The sequence below is a fragment of the Pseudomonas sp. R5(2019) genome (genome assembly GCF_009905435.1).
Classification (GTDB): domain Bacteria; phylum Pseudomonadota; class Gammaproteobacteria; order Pseudomonadales; family Pseudomonadaceae; genus Aquipseudomonas.
This window is the reverse complement of record NZ_JAAAMT010000001.1, coordinates 308,128-329,203: the sequence shown is the minus strand read 5'-3', so window position 1 is coordinate 329,203 and position 21,076 is coordinate 308,128. Positions and strand designations below refer to the sequence as shown.

General features: G+C 56.5%; 16 protein-coding genes and 1 pseudogene. 12 read left to right on the top strand and 5 right to left on the bottom strand.

All coding sequences use genetic code 11. From position 1 onward, the window contains the following. Positions 1-189 precede the first annotated feature (189 nt). Both GUY40_RS01390 and GUY40_RS01385 read left to right on the top strand, forming a co-directional pair. Positions 190-1,509, top strand: coding sequence for an aminotransferase class I/II-fold pyridoxal phosphate-dependent enzyme (locus tag GUY40_RS01390; protein WP_256675616.1), 1,320 nt, complete (start codon positions 190-192; stop codon positions 1,507-1,509). A gap of 171 nt (positions 1,510-1,680) precedes the next feature. Continuing rightward, positions 1,681-2,571 (top strand): LysR family transcriptional regulator, encoded by an 891-nt coding sequence (locus GUY40_RS01385; RefSeq protein ID WP_166567134.1) that lies wholly within the window; start codon positions 1,681-1,683, stop codon positions 2,569-2,571. 27 nt (positions 2,572-2,598) lie between these two features. On the opposite strand, the gene GUY40_RS01380 is transcribed toward GUY40_RS01385, so the two are convergent. Further along, on the bottom strand, positions 2,599-3,309 hold the full coding sequence (locus GUY40_RS01380; protein WP_166567133.1) for an alpha/beta fold hydrolase: 711 nt from the start codon (positions 3,307-3,309) through the stop codon (positions 2,599-2,601). Between the two features lie 148 nt (positions 3,310-3,457). On the opposite strand from GUY40_RS01380, the gene GUY40_RS01375 reads away from it, so the two are divergent. Continuing rightward, entirely contained in the window at positions 3,458-4,879 is a 1,422-nt protein-coding gene (locus GUY40_RS01375) for an MFS transporter (protein ID WP_166567132.1), read from the top strand. Positions 4,880-5,035: 156 nt separating this feature from the next. Here GUY40_RS01375 and GUY40_RS01370 read toward each other — a convergent pair whose 3' ends face one another. Continuing rightward, a complete protein-coding gene (locus tag GUY40_RS01370) occupies positions 5,036-5,905 on the bottom strand; it encodes a LysR family transcriptional regulator (RefSeq protein WP_166567131.1) in 870 nt (289 codons plus the stop codon). A gap of 92 nt (positions 5,906-5,997) precedes the next feature. On the opposite strand from GUY40_RS01370, the pseudogene GUY40_RS01365 reads away from it, so the two are divergent. The 3 genes and pseudogenes from GUY40_RS01365 to GUY40_RS01355 form a co-directional block, all read left to right on the top strand. Continuing rightward, positions 5,998-6,108, top strand: a pseudogene (locus GUY40_RS01365) (IS5/IS1182 family transposase); the annotation flags it as partial. An 805-nt stretch (positions 6,109-6,913) separates the two neighbouring features. Next, complete coding sequence (locus tag GUY40_RS28655) at positions 6,914-7,267, top strand: peptidoglycan-binding protein (RefSeq protein ID WP_371924685.1); 354 nt, start codon at positions 6,914-6,916, stop codon at positions 7,265-7,267. Then, entirely contained in the window at positions 7,264-9,762 is a 2,499-nt protein-coding gene (locus tag GUY40_RS01355) for a proprotein convertase P-domain-containing protein (RefSeq protein ID WP_166567130.1), read from the top strand. The genes GUY40_RS28655 and GUY40_RS01355 overlap by 4 nt, the downstream gene beginning before the upstream one ends. A 161-nt stretch (positions 9,763-9,923) precedes the next feature. Here the strand turns inward: GUY40_RS01355 and GUY40_RS01350 are convergent, their stop codons facing one another. After that, on the bottom strand, positions 9,924-10,826 hold the full coding sequence (locus GUY40_RS01350; protein ID WP_166567129.1) for a LysR substrate-binding domain-containing protein: 903 nt from the start codon (positions 10,824-10,826) through the stop codon (positions 9,924-9,926). 101 nt (positions 10,827-10,927) lie between these two features. On the opposite strand from GUY40_RS01350, the gene GUY40_RS01345 reads away from it, so the two are divergent. The 6 genes from GUY40_RS01345 (at position 10,928) to GUY40_RS01320 (ending at position 18,936) form a co-directional block, all read left to right on the top strand. Then, a complete protein-coding gene (locus GUY40_RS01345) occupies positions 10,928-12,007 on the top strand; it encodes a tartrate dehydrogenase (protein WP_166567128.1) in 1,080 nt (359 codons plus the stop codon). A 260-nt stretch (positions 12,008-12,267) separates the two neighbouring features. Continuing rightward, positions 12,268-13,905, top strand: coding sequence for a BCCT family transporter (locus tag GUY40_RS01340; protein WP_166567127.1), 1,638 nt, complete (start codon positions 12,268-12,270; stop codon positions 13,903-13,905). 164 nt (positions 13,906-14,069) lie between these two features. Continuing rightward, entirely contained in the window at positions 14,070-15,191 is a 1,122-nt protein-coding gene (locus GUY40_RS01335; protein ID WP_166567126.1) for an aromatic ring-hydroxylating dioxygenase subunit alpha, read from the top strand. A gap of 64 nt (positions 15,192-15,255) precedes the next feature. Next, positions 15,256-16,704, top strand: coding sequence for an NAD-dependent succinate-semialdehyde dehydrogenase (locus GUY40_RS01330; RefSeq protein ID WP_166567125.1), 1,449 nt, complete (start codon positions 15,256-15,258; stop codon positions 16,702-16,704). Positions 16,705-16,773: 69 nt separating this feature from the next. Beyond that, the gene (locus GUY40_RS01325) at positions 16,774-17,745 is read left to right on the top strand and encodes a PDR/VanB family oxidoreductase (protein WP_166567124.1); all 972 of its coding nucleotides are present in this window, start codon (positions 16,774-16,776) and stop codon (positions 17,743-17,745) included. Positions 17,746-17,841: 96 nt separating this feature from the next. Next, entirely contained in the window at positions 17,842-18,936 is a 1,095-nt protein-coding gene (locus tag GUY40_RS01320; RefSeq protein WP_166567123.1) for a PAS domain S-box protein, read from the top strand. On the opposite strand, the gene GUY40_RS01315 is transcribed toward GUY40_RS01320, so the two are convergent. Both GUY40_RS01315 and betI read right to left on the bottom strand, forming a co-directional pair. After that, complete coding sequence (locus GUY40_RS01315; RefSeq protein ID WP_166567122.1) at positions 18,933-19,826, bottom strand: alpha/beta fold hydrolase; 894 nt, start codon at positions 19,824-19,826, stop codon at positions 18,933-18,935. The genes GUY40_RS01320 and GUY40_RS01315 overlap by 4 nt on opposite strands. 487 nt (positions 19,827-20,313) lie before the next feature. Then, positions 20,314-20,958, bottom strand: a complete 645-nt coding sequence (gene betI, locus GUY40_RS01310) for a transcriptional regulator BetI (protein ID WP_166567121.1) — start codon at positions 20,956-20,958, stop codon at positions 20,314-20,316. Positions 20,959-21,076: the final 118 nt, after the last annotated feature.

Here is a 21,076-nt window from a genome sequence, read left to right as displayed (position 1 = left end):
AACCAGCACACTCAAGCGTGCCTGCGTCGGGCTTGCCACCAGTGGGTGGCGCGTCGAAAAATCCTGTATCCCTGGTTGGCAATACACCTTGCTGCGATGGCGTGCCCTTTCTTTCAAATGAGCTGCTCTTGCCAAAGGTAGCCGCAGCAGGCGTCTGTCTAATTGCTTGGCTTGTATTTTTGAAGATTCATGATGAACGTGGTGGATTCTGCTTTGAAAATTGCTCGTGACGATCTAAACCGCCTGAAGTCTGGTGCTGATGTGGAGTATTTGCGGTACTCCAAGATGGGTCTGAAGATCGACATGACACGAGGCATTCCGTCACCTCAACAGATTGGCCTTTCGACGGCGCTTTTGGATGTATCGCTTGCAAGCGACTATCTGAGCGAGGACGGTACCGACAGCCGGAATTACGGCGGTCAACAGGGGCTTCTGGAGGCGCGGCGCTTGTTCTCACCGATAGTGGGTGTGCCAGAAGAGCAGATCGTTGTGGGGGGGAATTCCAGCCTAGCGCTCATGTATGAATGTCTAGCCCAAGCATGGCGCCACGGGACACCAGACAGTGAATGTGCATGGTCACAAGAGCCAGGTGGTATCTCGTTTATCTGCGTGACCCCAGGCTACGACAGGCATTTTGCGATGTGCGAGGACTTTGGCGTCCGGATGATCTCGGTGCCAATGCTCGACGACGGGCCTGACATGGGACTGGTTAAGCGCCTGGTGGCTAACGACAGCAGCATCAAAGGCATCTGGTGCGTGCCGAAATATAGTAATCCGACCGGCACCACTTACTCGAAAGAAGTCGTCGAGGCGCTGGCAGCCATGCCGACGGCAGCTAAAGACTTTCGCATTTTCTGGGATAACGCCTACGTTGTTCACCCCTTGGCGGAGGTGGACGACTCGCTCGAAAATATCTACATGCAGGCAGCTCGGCACGGTCACTCCAATCGTCCGCTGATCTTCGCCTCAACTTCGAAGATGACATTGCCCGGAGGTGGCATAGCGCTGCTTGCCAGCTCAAAGGACAACACCGCCTGGTGGCTGAAAGCTGCAGCACTACGAAGCGTTGGCCCGGACAAGGTGAACCAACTCAGACAGGTTCGTTTCTTGCGGTCGCCGGAAAAGATCAAGGAACTCATGGAGCAGCATCGGCAGATGCTGCAGCCGAAGTTCGAGCGAGTTCATGAGGTGTTCAGTCGGATGCTCGGCGACTACGGCGTAGCGCAATGGAGTCGTCCTCGTGGCGGTTACTTCGTAAGCCTTGAGGTGCTTCCAGGAACGGCCAAGCGCGTCGTTGATCTTGCCGCTCAGGCGGGCGTTAAATTTGCGACTCCTGGATCTTGCTTCCCGTATGGAGTTGACGAGCGCGATTCTCAGCTTCGTATTGCTCCCTCATACCCAGAGATGGCCGAGCTAACGACTGCGCTGGACGTCATCTCAATCTGTGTCGCCAAGGCGGCATTTGATCGCTTGAGTGCCATTGCGGCTGCATCTGGATTTATTGAGTGAGCGTACTTCCGTAGGTAGCCCGCCATGGGCTGCGGCGGGAACAACATTTGTCACGGCCCGTATCACGTCGCGATACGCATGTGCGATCGCGAAACTATTCTGTCCTGTTTAGGCACCACCTAGTGCTTTTTTAGGTTGGCTTTTTCTCCTAAGTGAATGGCTGGAGCGGACATGAACCTGCGAGCAGTAGATCTTAATCTTCTGGTTATCTTCGATACCTTGATGAAGGAGCGACACGTCACGCGTGCTGCTCTCAAAGTGCCTATGAGCCAGCCAGCCATGAGTAGCGCGTTGTCTCGCCTACGGCTTTTGTTCAAGGATGACCTGTTCATACGTGTTGGCGGCAGCATGGAGCCAACCGCACGGGCCATCGAGCTAAGCGTCGGTGTCACCAGGATCCTGCGTGAAGCCGAAAGACTGATGACGTCTGAAGTGTTGTTCGAGCCGGCCTTAAGCGCAGATCATTTCACCGGGCGCATGTCGGATCTGATCACCTACTTGGTATTGCCTAAGCTTTTTAGGCACCTTTCTGAGCAGGCGCCCGGTATGCGCATGGACATCACGCACATCCCCATTGACCTTACCCTTGCTCGGTTGGAAAGTGATCAATTGGACTTCGCAATCAGTACCCAGCTTAAGCATTCCTCTAACATCGTGAGCGAGCCATTGTTTATGGATAGGCTGGTCTGTGTCATGCGGAGTAGGCATCCCCTATCAGATGCTGAATTGACCATGGAGAGTTTTCTCAATGCTAACCATCTACATGTGGCAGTCAGTCAGCATGATGTCCGGTTTGTGGACAATGTACTCGCAGAGCAGCAGCTTTCTAGACGAATTACGCTGACGATCCCTCATTGGCTTGCTTTGCCTGCGATCTTGTGTGAGACAGATATGATCTCTGTCATTTCGGAAAAGCTTGCAAATACCTTCGTTGATAAGACGCTTGTTATCAAGGAACTTCCGCTGAGCATGCCTTCCTTTAGTTGGGATCTGTACTGGCATAAGCGCAACAAAAATACTGCCGCGCATGCCTGGTTGAGGGAGCTGATCAAACAGTGTTGACGTGCGTAGCTGACCGGTTAGCCAAGTTCAGATAGTTGCTTGATCAATCAGTTCGTTGCACCAGTCGGTTATGTTTTTTGCAAGGATGATTGGTTGTTCGAGTGGGATCATGTGTCCGCTATCGGAAATGCATACAAATTTGGCATCCGGTAGTTGCGCCACAAGTTCTCTGGACTCCTCGATGGGTCGCAATTCATCAAGTTCGGCTGCAATTACAAGGGTTGGAGTTTTATCGATTCTTAGGAGGTGGGATTCATCATGCCGTATAGCTTGAGATTGTGCGATGAAGGCTGCCTTGCCAAGCGTCCTGCTCATTGTTTGGACACGCTCGATGAGCTGCTGGTTTTTGCGATTGTCCGGACTAAACCCCTTGGCAATGACCGAACGGCTCAGGCCAACAAACTCGCGGTTAAGAATCTGCGCTACGCTTGCCTTTTTTTGGGCAATTTGTTCTGAGCTTTCCGCACGGCTTGAGCTGGCAATAATGATTAGCCCTATAACGCGTTCCGGTGCTAGACGGACAATTTCTCTTGCAACGTAACCACCCATCGAAAAACCACACAACACGAAATGTTCTGGAGCTCTTTTCAGGGTTTCAAGCGCCATTTCGGAAATTGAGTTACCTATCAAAGGAGCGTGATGGATGATTAACTGATTGGGTAGCAGAGGAATAATGTCAGTCCAGAGGTCTTCGCTAAGCATGAAACCTGGAATGAGAACGATATTGGCCTGCTTCATGTTACCCCTTTGATTATCTATTTATCCAGTGAATGGCGATATACAAAAATAGAGTTGCGACGCCAAGTAGAGGTTTTTAATACTACACAAAATAACAATATATGGTCGAGCTGTATTAATGGCAAATTATTTACCTGAAGGTTAACGGATGTCTAATAGCAAAATGGGCTCTGGCTCGATTCAATCAGAGCCAAAGAAAGAGCGCAGCAGCACCCTTGCTATGTTGGCTCTATGCATGGCGGCAACGATGGTCACGCTTGATCTATCCCTGATCAACACGGCGTTGCCTACTATTTCGGAAGCATTGGGTGTAACGGCGAGCACAGCTATTTGGCTAGTGACCGCGTATCAAATTTCGGTCATCGGGCTGCTGCTTCCCTTCGCCTCGCTGGGTGAAATCGTCGGCCATAAGCGCATGTTTTTCTACGGTCTGGTCTTGTTTACGGTGTCTTCGCTTGTCGCCGGCGTTTTCACCAGTCTCCCTTGGTTGATCGTAGCCAGGTGCCTGCAAGGCATCGGCGGCGCAGCCGTTGGTAGCGTGGTGACTGCGTTGATCAAGCGATGCTGTCCAGCCAATCAGCTTGGTCGCGGTATGGGGATCTATGCATTGGTCGTCGGTCTTTCTTTCACCGCCGGCCCGACTGTAGCGGCGGGCATCCTTGCGGTGAGCAATTGGCACTGTCTGTTCCTGGTGAACGTCCCGGTTGGGATCTACTGCCTTTATCTTTCGCGTCGCTACATCCCGGCCACTTCGGGCTCGAAAGGCCGATTCGACTTGATTGGCGCAGTATTGTGCTGCGCCATGTTTATCATGCTGATTCTCAGCCTGGTTGCATTTGCCCGGGGCGGTCTTCCGGCCTTGGCTTTCTTGAAGCTGTTAGGCGCGATCGTTTGCTTTGTTGCCCTGTCGTACCATCAGCGCAAACATGCCGCCCCTATGCTGGCGATTGATCTGTTCAAGCAGCGCAACTTCGCTTTCTCCTCGCTGACGTCGATCTGTGCGTTCGTTACGCAAGGCGTAGCATTCATTGCGTTGCCATTCTTGTTCCATACATTCTTGTCCGCCACTCCTTTCATGACAGGAATGCTTATCACACCTTGGCCAGCGGTCGTGGCGTGCATGGCGATCATAAGTGGCATGCTTGCCGATCGATTCAATCCCGGCACACTCTGCACTGCAGGATTGCTGATTCTCGCGACGGGGATGTTCACCCTGTGCTTGCTGCCCGAGAAAGCAGTGTTCTTCGACATCGCTTGGCGAATGATGATTTGTGGTGTCGGCTTCGGTTTGTACCAGGCACCGAACCTGAAGATGATGATCTCCAGCGCACCGTTGGAGCGCAGCGGTAGTGCTAGTGCAATCGTTGCATTATCAAGATTGCTCGGCCAATCCTTCGGCGCGGTGCTGGTATCGTTTGCGTACAGCGTTTCGCCTGATCGCGGGCCATACATTGCACTGGGGGCAGGTGTCGCGTTTGCACTTTTGGGAGGGCTGTTTTCTGCTATCAGGACAACCAACAGCGGTGAGACCAAGTCTTTTGAGGCTTCTCAACCAGCGGAGAGTACGTAACTGCCGCGTTGTGCGGCTATTTGGGCTGGCTAGACCGCCGTTTGGCTGCGCAGAATAAGAACAGAAAGGAACAATCATTGAAGATTGAAGAGCGTATCAAAAGCGAAATCCTCGGAGGTGGCAAAGACGCGGTTCCGTTTTTTTGCTAGTGCTCATTCACGTGCAAAGTGGATCTTTGAGTGATCGAACAACCTGTTCATACATCGCATCCACAGCACGGGATCCCTTCGAATCCTTGCTGCGCATCAGCACGACTTCCACCACTGGTAGTTCTGGTAGCCCTTGCCGCGCGTCCAGCACTTTCAGACTGGGTGGCAGACTGCATCTAGTAAGTACCGCTACTGCCATGCCGCTCTCTGCCACCGCCAGTTGACCCACCACGTTGGGGCTGTTGTAGACCACTCGGTATTCACGTTGCTGGGTTGAAAGCGCCGCGAGTATTTCAGTGCGCAGGCGTTCGCCGAGTTCGTGCACAGCAATGGGTAGAGGGTTGCGTTTCCAGACCTGATGCTGCTCAGCACCACCCCACACCAAGGCTTCTTTAAACAGTAATTCGCCTCGTGACGGCGCATCACGCGTGACGAGTGCCAGATCGATTTCACCTCGGTCAACTTTTGTCCATAGCGCGGTAGACTCCTCGCATACCAGGGTTACCTCGACTTCACTGAAGCGCGTGGCAAAGCTACGCAACACGGGAGCGAGATAAGTAATCGCATAATCGTCGGGTACACCGAAGGTTACGCGCCCAGAAACAGATCCCCCATGCATGGCAACCAAGAGGGTGGAGTGGCACTCCAATACCTTGCGTGCGTAACCGAGAAGATCATACCCAGCAGGGGTCAATGAGAGTTGCTTTGGCTCACGGATCAGTAATGGTCGTCCAATGCTTTCCTCCAGCTTTTTCAGTTGCATGCTCACGGCTGACTGGGAGCGCGAAATCTGTCTCGCTGCTGCGGTCATGGAGCCCGTATCCACCACCGCTAGGAATGTTCTAAGCCAATCGATCTGAAGGTCTTTAGAGTGCATCGTCGCTTCTCGCCATTCGAGTTTCGAATGGTCGGTATAACATATATTCGCTTTTACGCAAGCAGCCCTCCACCGCAAAATAGTGGGCCGGCAACCGCCGCATCGTCACACGCTTCGACAAGCTCGCGAAAAGTTTTGCGGCGATGGTCTCGCTGGCTTGTGCCATGCGGTGTTTACGACATTACTTTTCATACAGAGCCTAGAAGCAGGATGCGCGCTCGCTGGGCAAGGCGCTGTTCCAGCGTACTCATACTTGCAGGGTGATGAGATCAGAAGGCGTTGGAGCGAAGGGGGAAGTCGGTCGGGCCATGCGCATAACCAATCCATGGCATTGGACGCACAGTCTATCGTTACCGGTAGATAAATGAATTAACTGCTCAGGCTACTAGCGGCACGACAAAATTTAACTAACAACCCATCTCGTTGAAATATATAATTTAACAGAGTGGCCGCGGTGGCTTGTCAGGATTAATGATAGTGAATAATTATAAGAGCTCCTGTGGTAAGTCGTAATTTTGCTATTAATTAGCGACAGGCGGTGAGCAGTTTTTTTGATAAAATGAGATTCCAATCTATCCTCAATAAGCCTCCACCCTGGAGTGGAATTCGGATAAGTCACCACACCATAAATTAGATGCGTTGGACTTGGGTTTTAAATCCGAATTTAGTTTCGAAGCTTTCTCGTGGTCGCGTTGCGCTTTAATGGTGTCGAATTTTTCACCGTCGTGGTGGGGTGGGCGGTAGGTTTTCTGATTTTGGGGTTGTAAGGAGTATACGATGGCGCAACTAAGTTGGTCATTTACTCTGAACATCATCGGAAATTCGGCAATGTCTATGTCGGCTTCGCGAGCGTCGATTGAAGTGGAGGCTGTCGACCGTATCGAGGTGGCTATTGCAAAAAGTTAGATGGAAAAGGTTGTGGAAATTCAACCAACGGGTAACAGCAAAGCGATTCACTTGTTGGTGAACAACTCGTCGGAATAAATGGGGACAGACCACAATTAGCAGATCGTACCCATAGCCAACTACAAAGGAGCAATTACCAATGCTTCTCCTCAAGAAAATTCCCAAGGTGATGAAGTCGTCACCCTGCAGCGCCTCCTTACCCAACGTGGCTACCCAGTTGCCGGCAGTGGCTTCTTCGACATGGCAACCGATCGCGCCGTACGTGCTTTCCAATCTCAGAATCTGGATCAGCACGGCCAGCCGTTGGTGGTGGATGGCAAAGTCGGCGATCTGACGTGGTGGAGACTCAATCATCCTAAGCCGCTGATATTGGCGCCGAGCGCGGTCGATTACACGAAGTTGCCCTCCCAGGCGAACGCGAACAACGGGTATCACATTAGAGGAGCAAGGCCATGACTTACACCTATCGCGGTGGCAAGAAGCTGGAGCTGGAAAAACGCCCTGACCAGTTCGTTGCTCGGACATTGCCGGGCAGGCTGCGGGTCGCCGGCATCGCCGAGGCGGGCGAGACAGTATCACCGGGTTCGACTCGGGTAACGGTGCTGGCACATGAGTTGGAGGCATCGATGGCGCGGTCGCGAGAAATCGCTCCCACCCATCACGCCTACAAGGCGGCCGACACCGGCCAGGACTTCCTGATCACCGACCGGGTATTTGTCACCTTCAAGGACTGCCTGACACCCGAGCAGATAGCCGAGTTCGCCGGGCGCTACGGGCTGCTGCAGCGTGAGCGCTATTCGGAGCGCGATTTCCTGTTCGAGTTGACTAACCACACCGGAATCAATCCGGTGAAGCTGGTGGTCCAACTCTCGGAGGAAGAACCGCTGGTGGAGTTGGCCGAGAATGACCTCAACTATGTTGTCGCGAAGCAGGCGATTGTGCCGCCCACTGATCCGCAGTACGCGCGCCAATGGCATCTCCATGGCCATTTCGCAGATCCAGAGTTGGACCCCAGGGCGAATGCGCGTTGCGAACCGGCGTGGTTGCTGCTTGATAACTTCGGCAGTGCCGAAGTGGTAGTGGGCGTCTCCGACGACGGCTGCAAACTCGACCACCCCGATTTCGACTCGCCCGGCAAGTTCGCTGCCTGGGGGTATTTCAACGGCTCGCGCCTTTTCACCAACCTGGACGTCGGTGCCCAGCCCGCTAGAATGTACCAGCACGGCGCCGACCATGGCACCTCGTGTGCCGGGGTGATCGCCGGTGAAGCCGATGCGCTGCTGACAGTAGGGGCGGCGCCGGGTTGTCGGCTGTTGCCAATCAAGTGGGAATCCCAGGGGCCGTCGCTGCTGATCAACGATTCGAAGATGCTTACCGCACTGGCCTTCATCGCTGACAAAGTGGACGTACTGTCGAACTCCTGGGGTTCAGTGCCGACGTCTCTCTACGCCTCCCCAGTCATCAGCCGCATCAGGCAGCTCGCGACCACTGGCGGGCGGCGAGGGCGGGGCATCCTGTTCTTGTGGGCGGCGGGCAACGAGAACTGCCCGATCCTGCACGAGGCGAACCAGGACGTGCCCCATACACATGGCTGGGTGAAGGTGGCGGGTGCGTGGCAATGGGAAGGTGTGGAGACGGCGCGGCGCTTCGTCAACAACCTGGTGGAGATTCCAGGCGTGATGCACGTGGCCGCACTCGCCAGTACTGCACGCCGTAGCCATTACTCCAATTACGGCACGGGTATCGAGATATGCGCTCCGTCGAGCAACAGTCATACCTTCTATCGCATGGAGGTGTCAGGGCTGGGCATCACCACCACTAGCGGGGAATCCGGCGACTTCACCGCCGAGTTCGGTGGTACTTCCAGTGCGACACCGCTGGCGGCCGGCATTGCAGCGCTGGTGATTTCGGCGAACCCAGGGCTTGGCGCGCTAGAGGTGGCGTCGGTGCTGCGTCGCACTGCGGCCAAGGATCTGGATATGACGCCCTATCCACGCACCCCACCGGCGAACTATGACCCGAATACGTCCTGGGATGTCTCGCCGATTGCACCCTTCGACAGTGGTAACTTTCAGAATATCGGCCACACCGACGGTACCTGGAGCCCGTGGTTCGGGCACGGGCGAGTGGATGCCGAACGTGCAGTGGCCCTGGCGTTGGAGCTTCGTCGCGGCCCCGAGCCGCAACCGCAACCCGGAGGGCGTCATATCTCGCGGCCTGACACGGCAATTCCTGACAACCAGGTTGAGGGTATCCGCGACACCCTGGTCGTTGAGCAGAGGGGGACGGTGAACTTCCTGCGGGTGGCAGTGGATATGCGGCATACGTACATCGGCGACCTGGTGATCACGCTGATCGCACCGTCTGGCCGCCAGGTGGTACTGCATGACCGCGCTGGAGGCCGTGGCAACAACCTCTCCCGCACCTGGGACACATCCACGCTGCCGGCCCTGCGCGGTTTCGACGGTGAGGAAGGACACGGCAACTGGACGCTGTCGGTACGCGATGTGGCGCCGGTGGACACTGGGCGGTTGGAGGAGTGGTCGCTGGAAATCGGCCTGAGTGCACCAGCGCTGATGATCACCGCACAGGAGGCGCCCGGCGCAACGATTCCGGACAACCGGGCCGCAGGCATCGAGCGCCTGCTGGATGTAGCTGAGACTGGGCGCATCGGGGACCTCGAGGTAGCTGTCGACATCACCCACACCTACGTCGGTGACTTGCGTGTGGTGCTGCGTTCGCCAGCGGGTACGGATGTCGTGCTGCATCACCGTGCGGGTGGCGACACCGATAATCTGCGGGCAACCTACGCCTCCAAAACAGCAGCGGCATTGCAAGTGCTGCGGGGCGAAGCCTGCGACGGCAAGTGGACCCTGAAGGTGCAGGACCTGGCCTCTCGCGATTTGGGCAAGCTGAACCGCTGGAGTCTACGCATCCAGTTGCAGGGATAGAACCCGGTATCCGTCGTACGCGAGACGACCGGAAAGAGGCTCGCTACAATTGCAGGCTGCCGGCAGCGGGGCGCAGCCTGCATTCAGCCCTGCCGATCTTGAAAGCCGCGAATCAATCATCGTCGCGGGTTTCCAGCCAGTCCACCACAGTGCTCCGCGTCTTATTTTTGATTCGCACTGAAATACTGACGGAAAAACTCTACGGCTACGCGGATTTTCGCCGAAGTGGCCAACGGTGCCGCATAGACAGCCCAGATATTGGCCTGCTGGCGATAGTCGCGAAGAATATGCACCAGCTTGCCGCGTTCAAGGCTGTCGCGCACATCCCAATGCGACCGAAGCAGAATCCCGCGACCATCGATGCCCCATTGATGGACCACCTCGCCATGGTTCGCCGAAAGCGCGCCGGTTACCTTGACGCTTTCTTCGCCGTCGGGGCCTTGCAGGCGCCAGAGACCGAAGGGGTGGTCGCGCTCCTTGATCACCAGGCACTCATGCCCGGCAAGGTCTGCCAGGCTACGCGGTTCGCCGTGGCGCGCGAGATACTCGGGGGCCGCGCAGAGAATCCGAGCGTTCTGGGCCAGCAACTTGGCGATCAGGTTTGGCGCGATGTTATCGCCGATGCGGATATCGAGATCGAAGCCTTCGTCGATCAGATCGACCAGTCGATCGAACACGTCGAAGCGAATATCCAGGGCCGGATAACGCACCGAAAGCGCCGAAAGGGCAGGCGCCACATGCCGGCGCCCGAGACCAAAACTGCTGACAATGTGCAACTGGCCGCGCGGCTCCTGGTGCAACGACGAGATCTCGTCGCCCATCTGATCCACTGCATCGAAGATGTGCAGGGCCCAACGGTAGACTCGCTCGCCGTCTTCGGTCGCCGCCACTCGTCGGGTAGTGCGGTGCAATAAACGTACACCCAGGCTCTGCTCGAGCAACGCAATGCGCTTGCTGACGAAGGCAGGGGAGGCGCCCAGTTCGGTGGCCGCCGCCGCAAAACTGGAGCGGCGGGCAACCAGGACGAAGACGCGAAGGTCTTCTAGATTCGGTAGATTATTCACGCTTCGTGTCTTTTCTATCAATAGTTCGTGCAATTGTGTTTGCTCGGCCTCCTTATACCATGGCGGGCACACCCTCACTATTCCTTCAAGAGTTAGCCACCATGAGCAAACCATTCAAAATCGCCGCAATCGCTGGTGACGGCATTGGTAACGAAGTTTTGCCCGAAGGTCTGCGCGTCGTTGAAGCAGCTGCGAAAAAATGGAACCTGGACCTGGTCATTGAAACCGTCGAATGGGCCAGCTGTGACTACTACGCCCAACACGGGCAAATGATGCCGGATGATTGGTTCGAGCAATTGAAGGGCTTCGATGCCATCTACTTCGGTGCCGTCGGTTGGCCGGACAAGGTGCCTGATCATATTTCCCTGTGGGGTTCGCTGCTCAAGTTCCGCCGGGATTTCGACCAGTACGTGAACATCCGCCCGGTACGGCTGTTCCCCGGTGTCCCTTGCCCACTGGCCGGCCGTGAGCCCGGTGACATCGACTTCGTCGTGATCCGTGAGAACACCGAAGGCGAATACTCTTCGGTCGGCGGGCGGATGTTCGAAGGCACCGAGAACGAGTTCGTGCTACAGGAGTCGGTGTTCACCCGTCGTGGCGTTGACCGGATTCTCAAGTATGCCTTCGAAGTCGCGCAAAACCGCCCACGCAAACATGTCACCTCGGCAACCAAATCCAACGGTATCTCCATCAGCATGCCGTACTGGGACGAGCGCACGGCGGCGATGGCCGAGCATTACCCTGAAGTCAGCTGGGACAAGCAGCATATCGACATACTCTGTGCCCGCTTTGTTCTGCAACCGGATCGGTTTGACGTGGTGGTGGCCTCCAACTTGTTCGGCGACATCCTCTCCGACCTGGGCCCGGCCTGTGCCGGCACCATCGGTATCGCGCCTTCGGCGAACCTCAACCCGGAACGCAATTTCCCCTCCCTGTTCGAGCCGGTGCACGGTTCGGCGCCAGACATCTATGGGAAGAACATCGCCAACCCGATCGCCATGATCTGGTCGGGCGCCTTGATGTTGGAGTTCCTCGGCAAAGGCGACGAGCGCTATGCCGCTGCTCACGACGGAATTCTGCGCGCCATCGAGTCAGTCATTGCAACGGGGCCGAAAACACCGGATCTGGGCGGAAAATCCTCGACCCAGGACGTCGGCAAGGCTATCGCTGCCGCACTTTGAATCAAGGCCACAGCCGCCCTTTGCTCAGAGGGCGGCGAATGTGCAGGTAACCGGATTGAAAACAACGCCGTAGCAAGGCCCGATTGTCGGACAAGCGCTTGCCACAAGGTATTTCCCCCGTGTATTGTTAACCACAAGATTGATGTTAACCATAAGTTAACCATGGAGTTTCAAGGCATCTGCAAGGAACAGTGCTCCGCCTAGGCTCGGCCTGAAGAGCTGACAGCTGGAGAAAAATCCACCCGTCCCAGGACATGAGAATGCCCCACAACAATAAAAAAGATGTGTTTTTGATAACGATGAGCCTGATTGCCGTGCTGGCGACCGTTATCGGCCTTGCAGTCTTCCCTCAGCAGGCGGAAACCCTGGCCAATCAGATGTTCGAAATGGCCACCCGCACCTTCGGCACCGCGGTCCAGTTATTTGTCTTTTGCTGTGCGTTGATCGTGCTCTACATCGCCTTCAGCAAGTACGGCAACATTCGCCTGGGCAATGGCAAGGCAGAATACTCGACCGTAACTTGGGTATTCATGTTCATTTGTGCCGGCATGGGCTCATCGACCCTCTACTGGGGCGTGATGGAGTGGGCTTACTACTACCAGACTCCTGGCCTCAACATCGCCGCCGGTTCTCGTGAAGCGCTGGATTACAGCGTCAGCTATTCATTCTTCCACTGGGGCATCAGTGCCTGGTCGCTGTACGCCCTGGCGTCGCTGGCGATGGCCTATCACTTCCATGTGCGCAAGAAGAGCGGCTTGAGCCTGGCCTCGATCATCGAAGCCGTCACGGGTTTCAAGGCCAATGGCCCGATCGGCCGTACTGTCGACCTGATCTTCCTGCTGACCATGTTCGGCGCGCTGACCGTATCGCTGGTACTGACTGCATCGACCTTGACCCGCGGCCTGGCTGGCCTGACCGGCATGCCTGACAATTTCACAACCCAGTTGATCGTGATCGGCGTGGTGGCTGTGGTTTTCTCGCTCAGCTCCTACATCGGCATCTCCAGCGGCATGCAGCGCCTGAGCAAAATGGTCTGCATCGGTGCACTGGCCTTCGCGGGCGTGGTGTTCCTGGTTGGCCCTACCCAGTTCATCCTCAACAACACCGCCAACTCCATCGGCCTGATGATTCAGAACTATGTTCACATGAGCCTGTTCACCGATCCGCAGGGCAATGGCGAGTTCACTCGCAACTGGACGGTGTTCTACTGGCTCTGGTGGGTGTCCTATGCACCGGGTGTAGCAATGTTCGTTACCCGGGTCTCCAAGGGCCGCAAGATGAAAGAAGTGATCGCCGCTCTGCTGCTCGGCGGCAGCTTCGGTTGCTGGTTCTTCTTCGGCACGCTGGAAAGTTACAGCATGCACCAGTTCCTCACCGGCGCTATCGATGTACCGCGGATCCTCTCCGAACAGGGCGGTGAAACAGCGGTAGAGATGGTGTTGAGCGGGCTGCCCTTCGGCAAGGTCTTCCTGGGTGTGTACTTGTTCATCATGGCAGTGTTCTGCGCCTCGCACATGGACGCTGCGGCTTATGCAGTAGCAGCAACCAGTACGCGCAACCTGCAGGAAGGCCAGGATCCGACACCGACCCACCGCCTGTTCTGGTGCATCGCGTTGACTTTGGTGCCATTGGCCATGCTGTTTGCCAAGGCATCGTTGTCGACCATGAAGACCGCAGTGGTGCTCACGGCGATTCCATTCCTGCTGATCCTGATAACCAAGATCTACGGGTTCCTCAAGTGGATGTTCCAGGACTACGGCAACATGCCGGCGTACCTGATCGAGGAAGAGGCGGTCAAGCGGTCGTTGGATGTCGACTTCCAAGGGCAGCAAGAACGCCCTGAAGCACTCGCCGCAACGACACTTGAGCCCAAGCACGTTACAACGGCGCACAGCTAAGCCCGCAGGGTTCCAGGCCGCAAGGCTTGGAACCCCACCAGCAAGTAATTTTTTTTGACTGCATTGTTAACCACAGGTTTCAAGTAAACCTCTAGTGATTAAAAACAACCGGAAGACAGCGTTTACCCACGCATGGACCTCCAAATTGCCTGAAGAGAAACAAGATGAACGACTTTCCAAAGCTGCCCGCCGACTTCTGCGCCAACGCTGATGAGGCCTATACCATTCCGGCTTCCTACTACACCAGCAAGAACGTCTTCGAGTTCGAGCAGGAAAAGATCTTCGCCAACAGCTGGATCTGCGTCGGTCACCGTAGTGAAGTCGCCAACAACAATGACTACATCACCCGTGAAGTGATCGGCGAGAGCATCATTGTTGTCCGTGGCCGCGACAGCGTGCTGCGCGCCTTCTACAACGTCTGCCCGCACCGTGGCCATCAACTGCTGAGCGGCGACGGCAAGGCCAAGAACGTGATCACCTGCCCGTATCACGCCTGGACCTTCAAACTCGACGGTGAGCTGGCCCACGCTCGCAACTGCGACAACGTGATGAACTTCGACAAGGAAAACTCCAGCCTGGTGTCCTTGCGGGTCGAGGAGTATGCCGGCTTCGTCTTCATCAACATGAATGCCGATGCCGAGCCGGTCGAAACACAACTGCCGGGCTTCGAGGCGCGCCTGCGCGAAGCCTGCCCGGTTGTCGATGACCTGCACCTGGCTGCGCGTTTCGTCACTGACACCCCGGCCAACTGGAAATCGATCGTCGACAACTACCTGGAGTGCTACCACTGCGCGCCAGCCCATCCAGGCTTCGCCGATTCGGTCAGCGTCGACGAATACTGGCACACCCTGCATGGCAACTGGTCGCTTCAGTTCGGCCACGCCAAGCCTTCGGAGAAGTCCTTCAAGTTCGACGAGTCGGTGAAAAACCCGAGCTTCAGCGGCTTCTGGGCGTGGCCGTGCACCATGTTCAATGCGCCACCCGGTGGCAACTTCATGACTGTGATCTATGAGTTCCCGGTCAGTGCCGAGGTCACGCTGCAGCACTACGACATTTACTTCCTCAACAAGGAAATCACTCCGGAACAACAGTCGCTGATCGAGTGGTACCGCGACGTGTTCCGTCCAGAAGACCTGCGTCTGGTGGAAAGTGTGCAGCGCGGCTTGAAGTCCCGTGGCTACCGTGGCCAGGGCCGGATCATGGCCGACAAGCAACGCAGCGGCATGAGCGAGCACGGCATCGCCAACTTCCACAACCTGATCGCTGTGGCACACCTGGATAACTGAGAAAGACAGCCGCCGGTGCGACAAGCCCCGGCGGCTTGCAAACAGAACAAGAGGAGTTTCCTGCGTGCAACTGAAAGATCCCCAACTGTTTCGCCAGCAGGCATTCATTGCTGGTGCCTGGCATGATGCCGACAGCCTCGCGACGGTCGAGGTGACTGACCCGGCCCAGGGCCAGTTCATCGGCAGCGTACCGCTGATGGGCGCCACCGAGGCGGCCCGCGCCATCGAAGCCGCCGATGCAGCGCTACCGGCCTGGCGTGCGCGTACTGCAAAAGAGCGTGCGCACATCCTGCGTCGCTGGTTCGAATTGATCCTTGAGCATGAAGACGACCTGGCGCGTTTGATGACCCTGGAGCAGGGCAAGCCCCTGCACGAGGCTGTGGGTGAAATCCGTTATGCCGCGTCCTTCATCGAATGGTTTGCAGAGGAAGGCAAGCGCGTTTACGGCGACGTGATTCCATCACCTTCGGCAGACAAGCGCCTGCTGGTCATCAAGCAGGGCATTGGTGTCTGTGCCGCTATTACGCCGTGGAATTTCCCGGCAGCAATGATTACGCGCAAGGTTGCCCCAGCCTTGGCGGCAGGCTGCACCATTGTGGTCAAGCCTGCCAACGAAACGCCGTTCTCGGCGTTGGCGCTGGCTGAACTGGCGCAACGCGCCGGCGTTCCGGCCGGGGTGCTGAGCATCGTCACCGGCGACGCCAAGGCCATTGGTGCGCAGCTGACCGGTCACCCGCTGGTGCGCAAGCTCAGCTTCACCGGTTCCACTCCGGTCGGGCGGCTATTGATGAGCCAATGCGCCGAGACCATAAAGAAGGTCTCCCTCGAGCTGGGGGGTAATGCGCCTTTCATCGTCTTTGCCGATGCCGATGTGGACGCTGCCGTTGACGGTGCGATAGCCGCCAAGTATCGCAATGCCGGGCAAACCTGCGTGTGCGTGAACCGTTTCTACGTGCACGACGCGGTGTACACCGAGTTCGCGAGCAAGTTCGCCGCCAAAGTGGCCGAGCTGAAGGTCGGGTACGGCAACGAAAGCGGTACCCAGGTCGGCCCTCTGATCACTGCCAAGGCGGTGGAAAAAGTTCGTGCGCTGATCGACGACGCCGTCGCAAGAGGCGCTAGTGTGCTGGTCGGTGGCCAGGTACATGCACTGGGCGAAAACTTCTTCGAGCCTACCGTGTTGAGTGACATCAAACCGGGGACTTTGCTGCTCGAAGAGGAGATTTTCGGGCCAATCGCTCCCTTGGTGCGTTTCTCCACCGATGCCGAAGTTCTGCGTCTTGCCAATGACACCCTCTATGGCTTGGCTGCCTACTTCTACAGCCGCGATATTGCCCACGTGTGGAACATTGCCGAGCATCTGGAATACGGCATGGTCGGCATCAATACCGGGCTGATTTCCAACGAGGTTGCGCCGTTCGGTGGGGTCAAGCAGTCCGGGCTCGGCCGTGAAGGGTCGAAGTACGGTATCGAAGATTACCTGCAACTGAAATACCTGTGCCTGGCGGTCTGAAAGAATCCCACACAGCGTTCCAACTCAAGCGGCACCCAGTGCCGCTCATTGCCGCAGCAGAGGTTAGCGATGGCCAACAAATACGAAATGATTGCCGCCCGTGTGACCGGGGTCGAACAGGTAACGCCCCTGATCAAGCGTTTTACACTGGTGCGCCAGGACGGCGAGTTGCTGCCAGGCTTTACCGGCGGCAGCCACATTATCGTGCAGATGAAAAACGCCGACGGACGTCAGCACAGCAATGCCTATTCGTTGATGAGCGACCCACAGGCCACTGCCAGCTACCAGATCGGCGTGCGCCTGGAAGAACAGTCCAAAGGTGGCTCGGCATTCATGCACGAGCAGGTAGAGGTCGGCACCGAGCTGATGATCTCCACCCCGAACAATCTGTTCGCCATCGACCAGAGTGCTCGCAAGCACGTACTGATCGCTGGCGGTATCGGCATTACCCCTTTCCTTGCGCAGCTCTATGAACTGCATCAGGACGGCGCCGACTACGAGCTGCACTACGCCTTCCGTAGCCCGGAGCATGGCGCCTTCCAGGAGGAGATCAGCACTGGCGTCCATGGCGCTCATTCGCGGTTCTATATCGATAGCCTGGGCCAATCCCTGAATCTGGCAGCGCTGCTTGCCGACCTGCAAAGCGATGCGCATGTCTATGTGTGTGGGCCGAAACCGTTGATCGACGCAGTCATCTCCACAGCCAAACAGCTGGGTGTGGCCGACCAACGCGTACATTGGGAGCAGTTCGCTGCCGCGCCCGCCACAGGCGGCGCCTTTACTGTAGTGCTGGCCAAATCGGGCACAGAGTTGAAGGTAGAGGAGGGCATGAGCATCCTCCAGGCGATCGAAAAGGCCAATGCCGCTCAAATTGAATGCCTGTGCCGTGAAGGCGTCTGTGGCACCTGCGAGACGCGCATCCTGGAAGGCGAAGCCGAACACTTCGACCAGTACCTGAGCGATGAGGAAAAAGTGGCCCAGCAGACCATGATGCTCTGCGTCTCGCGCGCCAGGTCCGATCGCTTGGTGCTCGACCTCTGAGTTCGCTGCAGGTCCATTCACCGTGAATGGGGATCGATAGAGACGTCTGTGTATACTGTGCTCGCCACACGCGTCTCTAGCGATCACGGGAATGCCATGACTGAAAACAGCTTCGCCTTTCGACTGAAGGAACTACTCGAACACCACAAGCTGACATTGCAAGCGGTGGGCACAGCCCTTGGCATCTCCCGCACAGCGGTGCACAAGTGGACCCGTGGAGGCGAGATCGACTACGACAATCTGCGCAAGCTCGCCGACTTTCTCAAGGTCAACTGGATCTGGCTGCGCTATGGCGAACAGGCCCAGGCTGATCTGCAAGGCTCCACCGTGGCTGAGCTGCCAATGACCGACGTGCGGCGAAAATACACCGCCGAGATAATGGAAAGCGAAGCGCGCATGAAGCTGGCGCAGGAAAGCGCCGGCATCGTTACGTGGCAGTGGAATCTGATCACCGATGAGGTCATCTACTCGGAGAACGTCGAGGCCGTCTACGGCTGGCAGGTTCGTAGCAACGACGACTTCTGGCCGCACTTGCCTGCCGAGGATGCAGCGGCCATGAAAGCGATGTATCGCGACTGCATTGCCAATTGCAAATCCTATGAATTCGATTTTCGGATCTTCCGTCCTGATGGCGAAATGCGCTGGATTTCCTCGCGCGCATCGCCCTTGCCCGACAGCGCTGGCCGTTCGGTGAAGATGGTCGGCATCAGCATGGACACCACCGCACGCAAAATCGCTGAAGAAGCTTTGCGAAAAAGCGAGGAACGCTTTCGGGCGATTTTCGATCTGGCCTGTGGCGCCATGGCCTACATCGGCCTGGACGGTCGCTGGCTACGGGTCAACAACAGGCTCTGCGAATTGCTCGGTTACAGCGAACAAGAGCTGAGTGAACTGACCTTTCAGGATCTCACGCACCCCGACGACCTGGACGACAACCTGAAGCAACTGCACCAGTTGCTGGCAGGCGAGATCAGCATGTATGCGCTGGAAAAACGCTTGCGCTGCAAGGATGGCCATATCATCTGGGCCAACGTGAAAACCTCCCTGCAGCGTAACTCGCAGGATGGCACGCCGGAGTATCTGATCAGCGTGATCGACGATGTGACGACTAGCCGCACCAGTCGCCTGGCACTGGAGTCACGCGTGCACGAACTCGAGCGCCTACTTAAGGCATCTGCCCAGCACAGCTAAGACTGCAGCCGCCGTGAGATTGGGCTGCTCAGTGGTTTATGGGTAACGTCGGCTGCGCGGTGATGCGTCGGCTGCAGGAAGCCGAGCAAGGCTTGTTGAGTGTCGTGCCAGGCCGCCTGGTGCTCCATATCGAGGAAGTGCCCGGCCCTCTTGACGGTGTGGAACTCAGACTGGCGGGCATGCTCGGCAAAAAGCCGGGCGTCTTGCGCCGAGGTATATTCATCCCATTCGCCATTGACGAACAACAGCGGTACCTCGATGGCGTTGGCGCAGGCGAGATAGCACTCGGCGTCCCGGGCCAGCACCTCATTAACGTGGAAATGCATCTGCCTGTATTCGTGCTCGGCCAGGCTGCTGACATGGCGGTGGTTAAACCGCTTGAACAGCGATGGAAGGTGCTTGCCAATGGTGGTATTGATCCAACAACCGACATTGTTACGGTCGCAGGCCTGAAGGAGGGCCAGGCCGCTCTCCAGGTAATCGCGCATAGGCGTATTGATCCGCGCCGAGAATGAAGAGATCACGGCCTTCTCGATTCTTTGCGGCCGCTGGGCCAATGCCAGCAACGTTGCTGCGCCGCCCCAGGAAAAAGACAGCACATGGTCGACAGAGAAGTGTTCGATCAACTCCAGCAGTATCTCAGCCTCATCCTCCTTGCGGATTGGCTGGCCGTGGCGATTGTGCCGTTTTGATTGGCCGGCGTAGGGTTGGTCGTAGAGAACCACATTGAAGCATGGCCGCAAATAACGCACCGTCTGGGCGAAGGATGCGGTGGTTGCCAGCGAGCCGTTGACCAGAATGATGGTCTTGTCCGCGCTGGCATTGCGATAGTGTTCGGTATAGACCTTGTACTGGCGGTCAATCTCGACGATGGCGATTTTTGGTTCCATATCATTATCTTCTTTGAATATATTCAGATGTGGGGGGCAGCTGGAGTGCCTGTCCGCAGGGTTATATCGCGGAAAGCAGAACACCTGGACCTGACAGCTGAGTACCAAGAAATGGATAACGTGTTGTTTTCAATAAGTTACAAGCAGAGATCAGATGTTTTTCGTCTGCCAAAACCTGGAATTCCCTCGGTTAACCCAGCAACAGCAGCGCAAGGGCCGCCTGGATGGTTGCCATGACCAATTGGTCACTGATTGACCCGAGGTTCAGAGTTAAGCAGGGATTCTCCCGATTGCAAGAATGCAGTTTTTGTAATCAGCGTGATTACGCGCCGGTGAGTGGCGGGATTGCGCTATAGGGTCTACTGCTTGCCGATCGGTGCTGCGCATAATGAGTGGGCACGGGGACAAAGGTTACGACTCTGAAGCCTTCGTCGGTGCAATCCAGAGCATGGGGGCTCTGGCAGTGATCCCTCTGCCCGGCACTCTCTCAACCCAGCAATTGCGAACTTTTGATCAATAACTGAGCCGTCATAACGCAGCACTTTTCCGCTTTTTTGGCGCTGAAGGCTTTGTGATCGAGCGCCCACTCCAACCAGAAGCCGTCGATGAGGGCAGTAATGGTCAACGCCCCGGCCTTTGCATCGATCTCGATCCCCTGCTCGGCGGCGATCTCGCGGAATACTGACTCCAGCTCCTTGCGATAATCGCTGTAGAGCTTTTTGTTCAGCGCGCGCAGCTGTTCGGACGAAACCGCGGCGCCCCAGAAGCCCAGCCAGGTAGTCAAGATGAATTCGTTGAAGATCTTGCCCCTGAACGAGGAGCGAATAATTGCCAGTAGGCGATCCTCAGCTGAACCGCCTCGAACCCCCATGTACTTGCGGGTTTCTTCACGCAGTTGATTGGTCAACTCCTGATAGGTGGACAGCATCAACTCTTCCTTGCCGGAAAAGTGATGACCGATCAACCCAATCGAAATGCCAGCCTCGGCACAGATGCGTTCAATGGTGCTTCCGGAATGACCGAACCGGGTGATGCAGCGCATTGTGGCTTCGACAATAGCCTTGCGGCGCGTCTCGGGGTCTATTCGCGTTCGGCGTTTCTTTACTTCAGACACACTGGTTTCGCTACTCATCGAGCTGCCCTAAATCAAATCCTTGTCCGCCGTCAGGCCTGAAAGACAGGCTGGCACAGTGAACGACGCGCCAATTTAGCAACTTTTCGAGGCGTCAGGCGCAGGAAATACTTCGGCG

Excerpts from the sequence above, each read along its gene's own strand:
- GUY40_RS01390 (WP_256675616.1), top strand. The coding sequence starts at position 190 with ATGATGAACGTGGTGGATTCTGCTTTGAAAATTGCTCGTGACGATCTA.
- GUY40_RS01385 (WP_166567134.1), top strand. The coding sequence starts at position 1,681 with ATGAACCTGCGAGCAGTAGATCTTAATCTTCTGGTTATCTTCGATACC.
- GUY40_RS01380 (WP_166567133.1), bottom strand. The coding sequence starts at position 3,309 with ATGAAGCAGGCCAATATCGTTCTCATTCCAGGTTTCATGCTTAGCGAA.
- GUY40_RS01375 (WP_166567132.1), top strand. The coding sequence starts at position 3,458 with ATGTCTAATAGCAAAATGGGCTCTGGCTCGATTCAATCAGAGCCAAAG.
- GUY40_RS01370 (WP_166567131.1), bottom strand. The coding sequence starts at position 5,905 with ATGCACTCTAAAGACCTTCAGATCGATTGGCTTAGAACATTCCTAGCG.
- GUY40_RS01355 (WP_166567130.1), top strand. The coding sequence starts at position 7,264 with ATGACTTACACCTATCGCGGTGGCAAGAAGCTGGAGCTGGAAAAACGC.
- GUY40_RS01345 (WP_166567128.1), top strand. The coding sequence starts at position 10,928 with ATGAGCAAACCATTCAAAATCGCCGCAATCGCTGGTGACGGCATTGGT.
- GUY40_RS01340 (WP_166567127.1), top strand. The coding sequence starts at position 12,268 with ATGCCCCACAACAATAAAAAAGATGTGTTTTTGATAACGATGAGCCTG.
- GUY40_RS01335 (WP_166567126.1), top strand. The coding sequence starts at position 14,070 with ATGAACGACTTTCCAAAGCTGCCCGCCGACTTCTGCGCCAACGCTGAT.
- GUY40_RS01325 (WP_166567124.1), top strand. The coding sequence starts at position 16,774 with ATGGCCAACAAATACGAAATGATTGCCGCCCGTGTGACCGGGGTCGAA.
- GUY40_RS01320 (WP_166567123.1), top strand. The coding sequence starts at position 17,842 with ATGACTGAAAACAGCTTCGCCTTTCGACTGAAGGAACTACTCGAACAC.
- GUY40_RS01315 (WP_166567122.1), bottom strand. The coding sequence starts at position 19,826 with ATGGAACCAAAAATCGCCATCGTCGAGATTGACCGCCAGTACAAGGTC.
- betI (WP_166567121.1), bottom strand. The coding sequence starts at position 20,958 with ATGAGTAGCGAAACCAGTGTGTCTGAAGTAAAGAAACGCCGAACGCGA.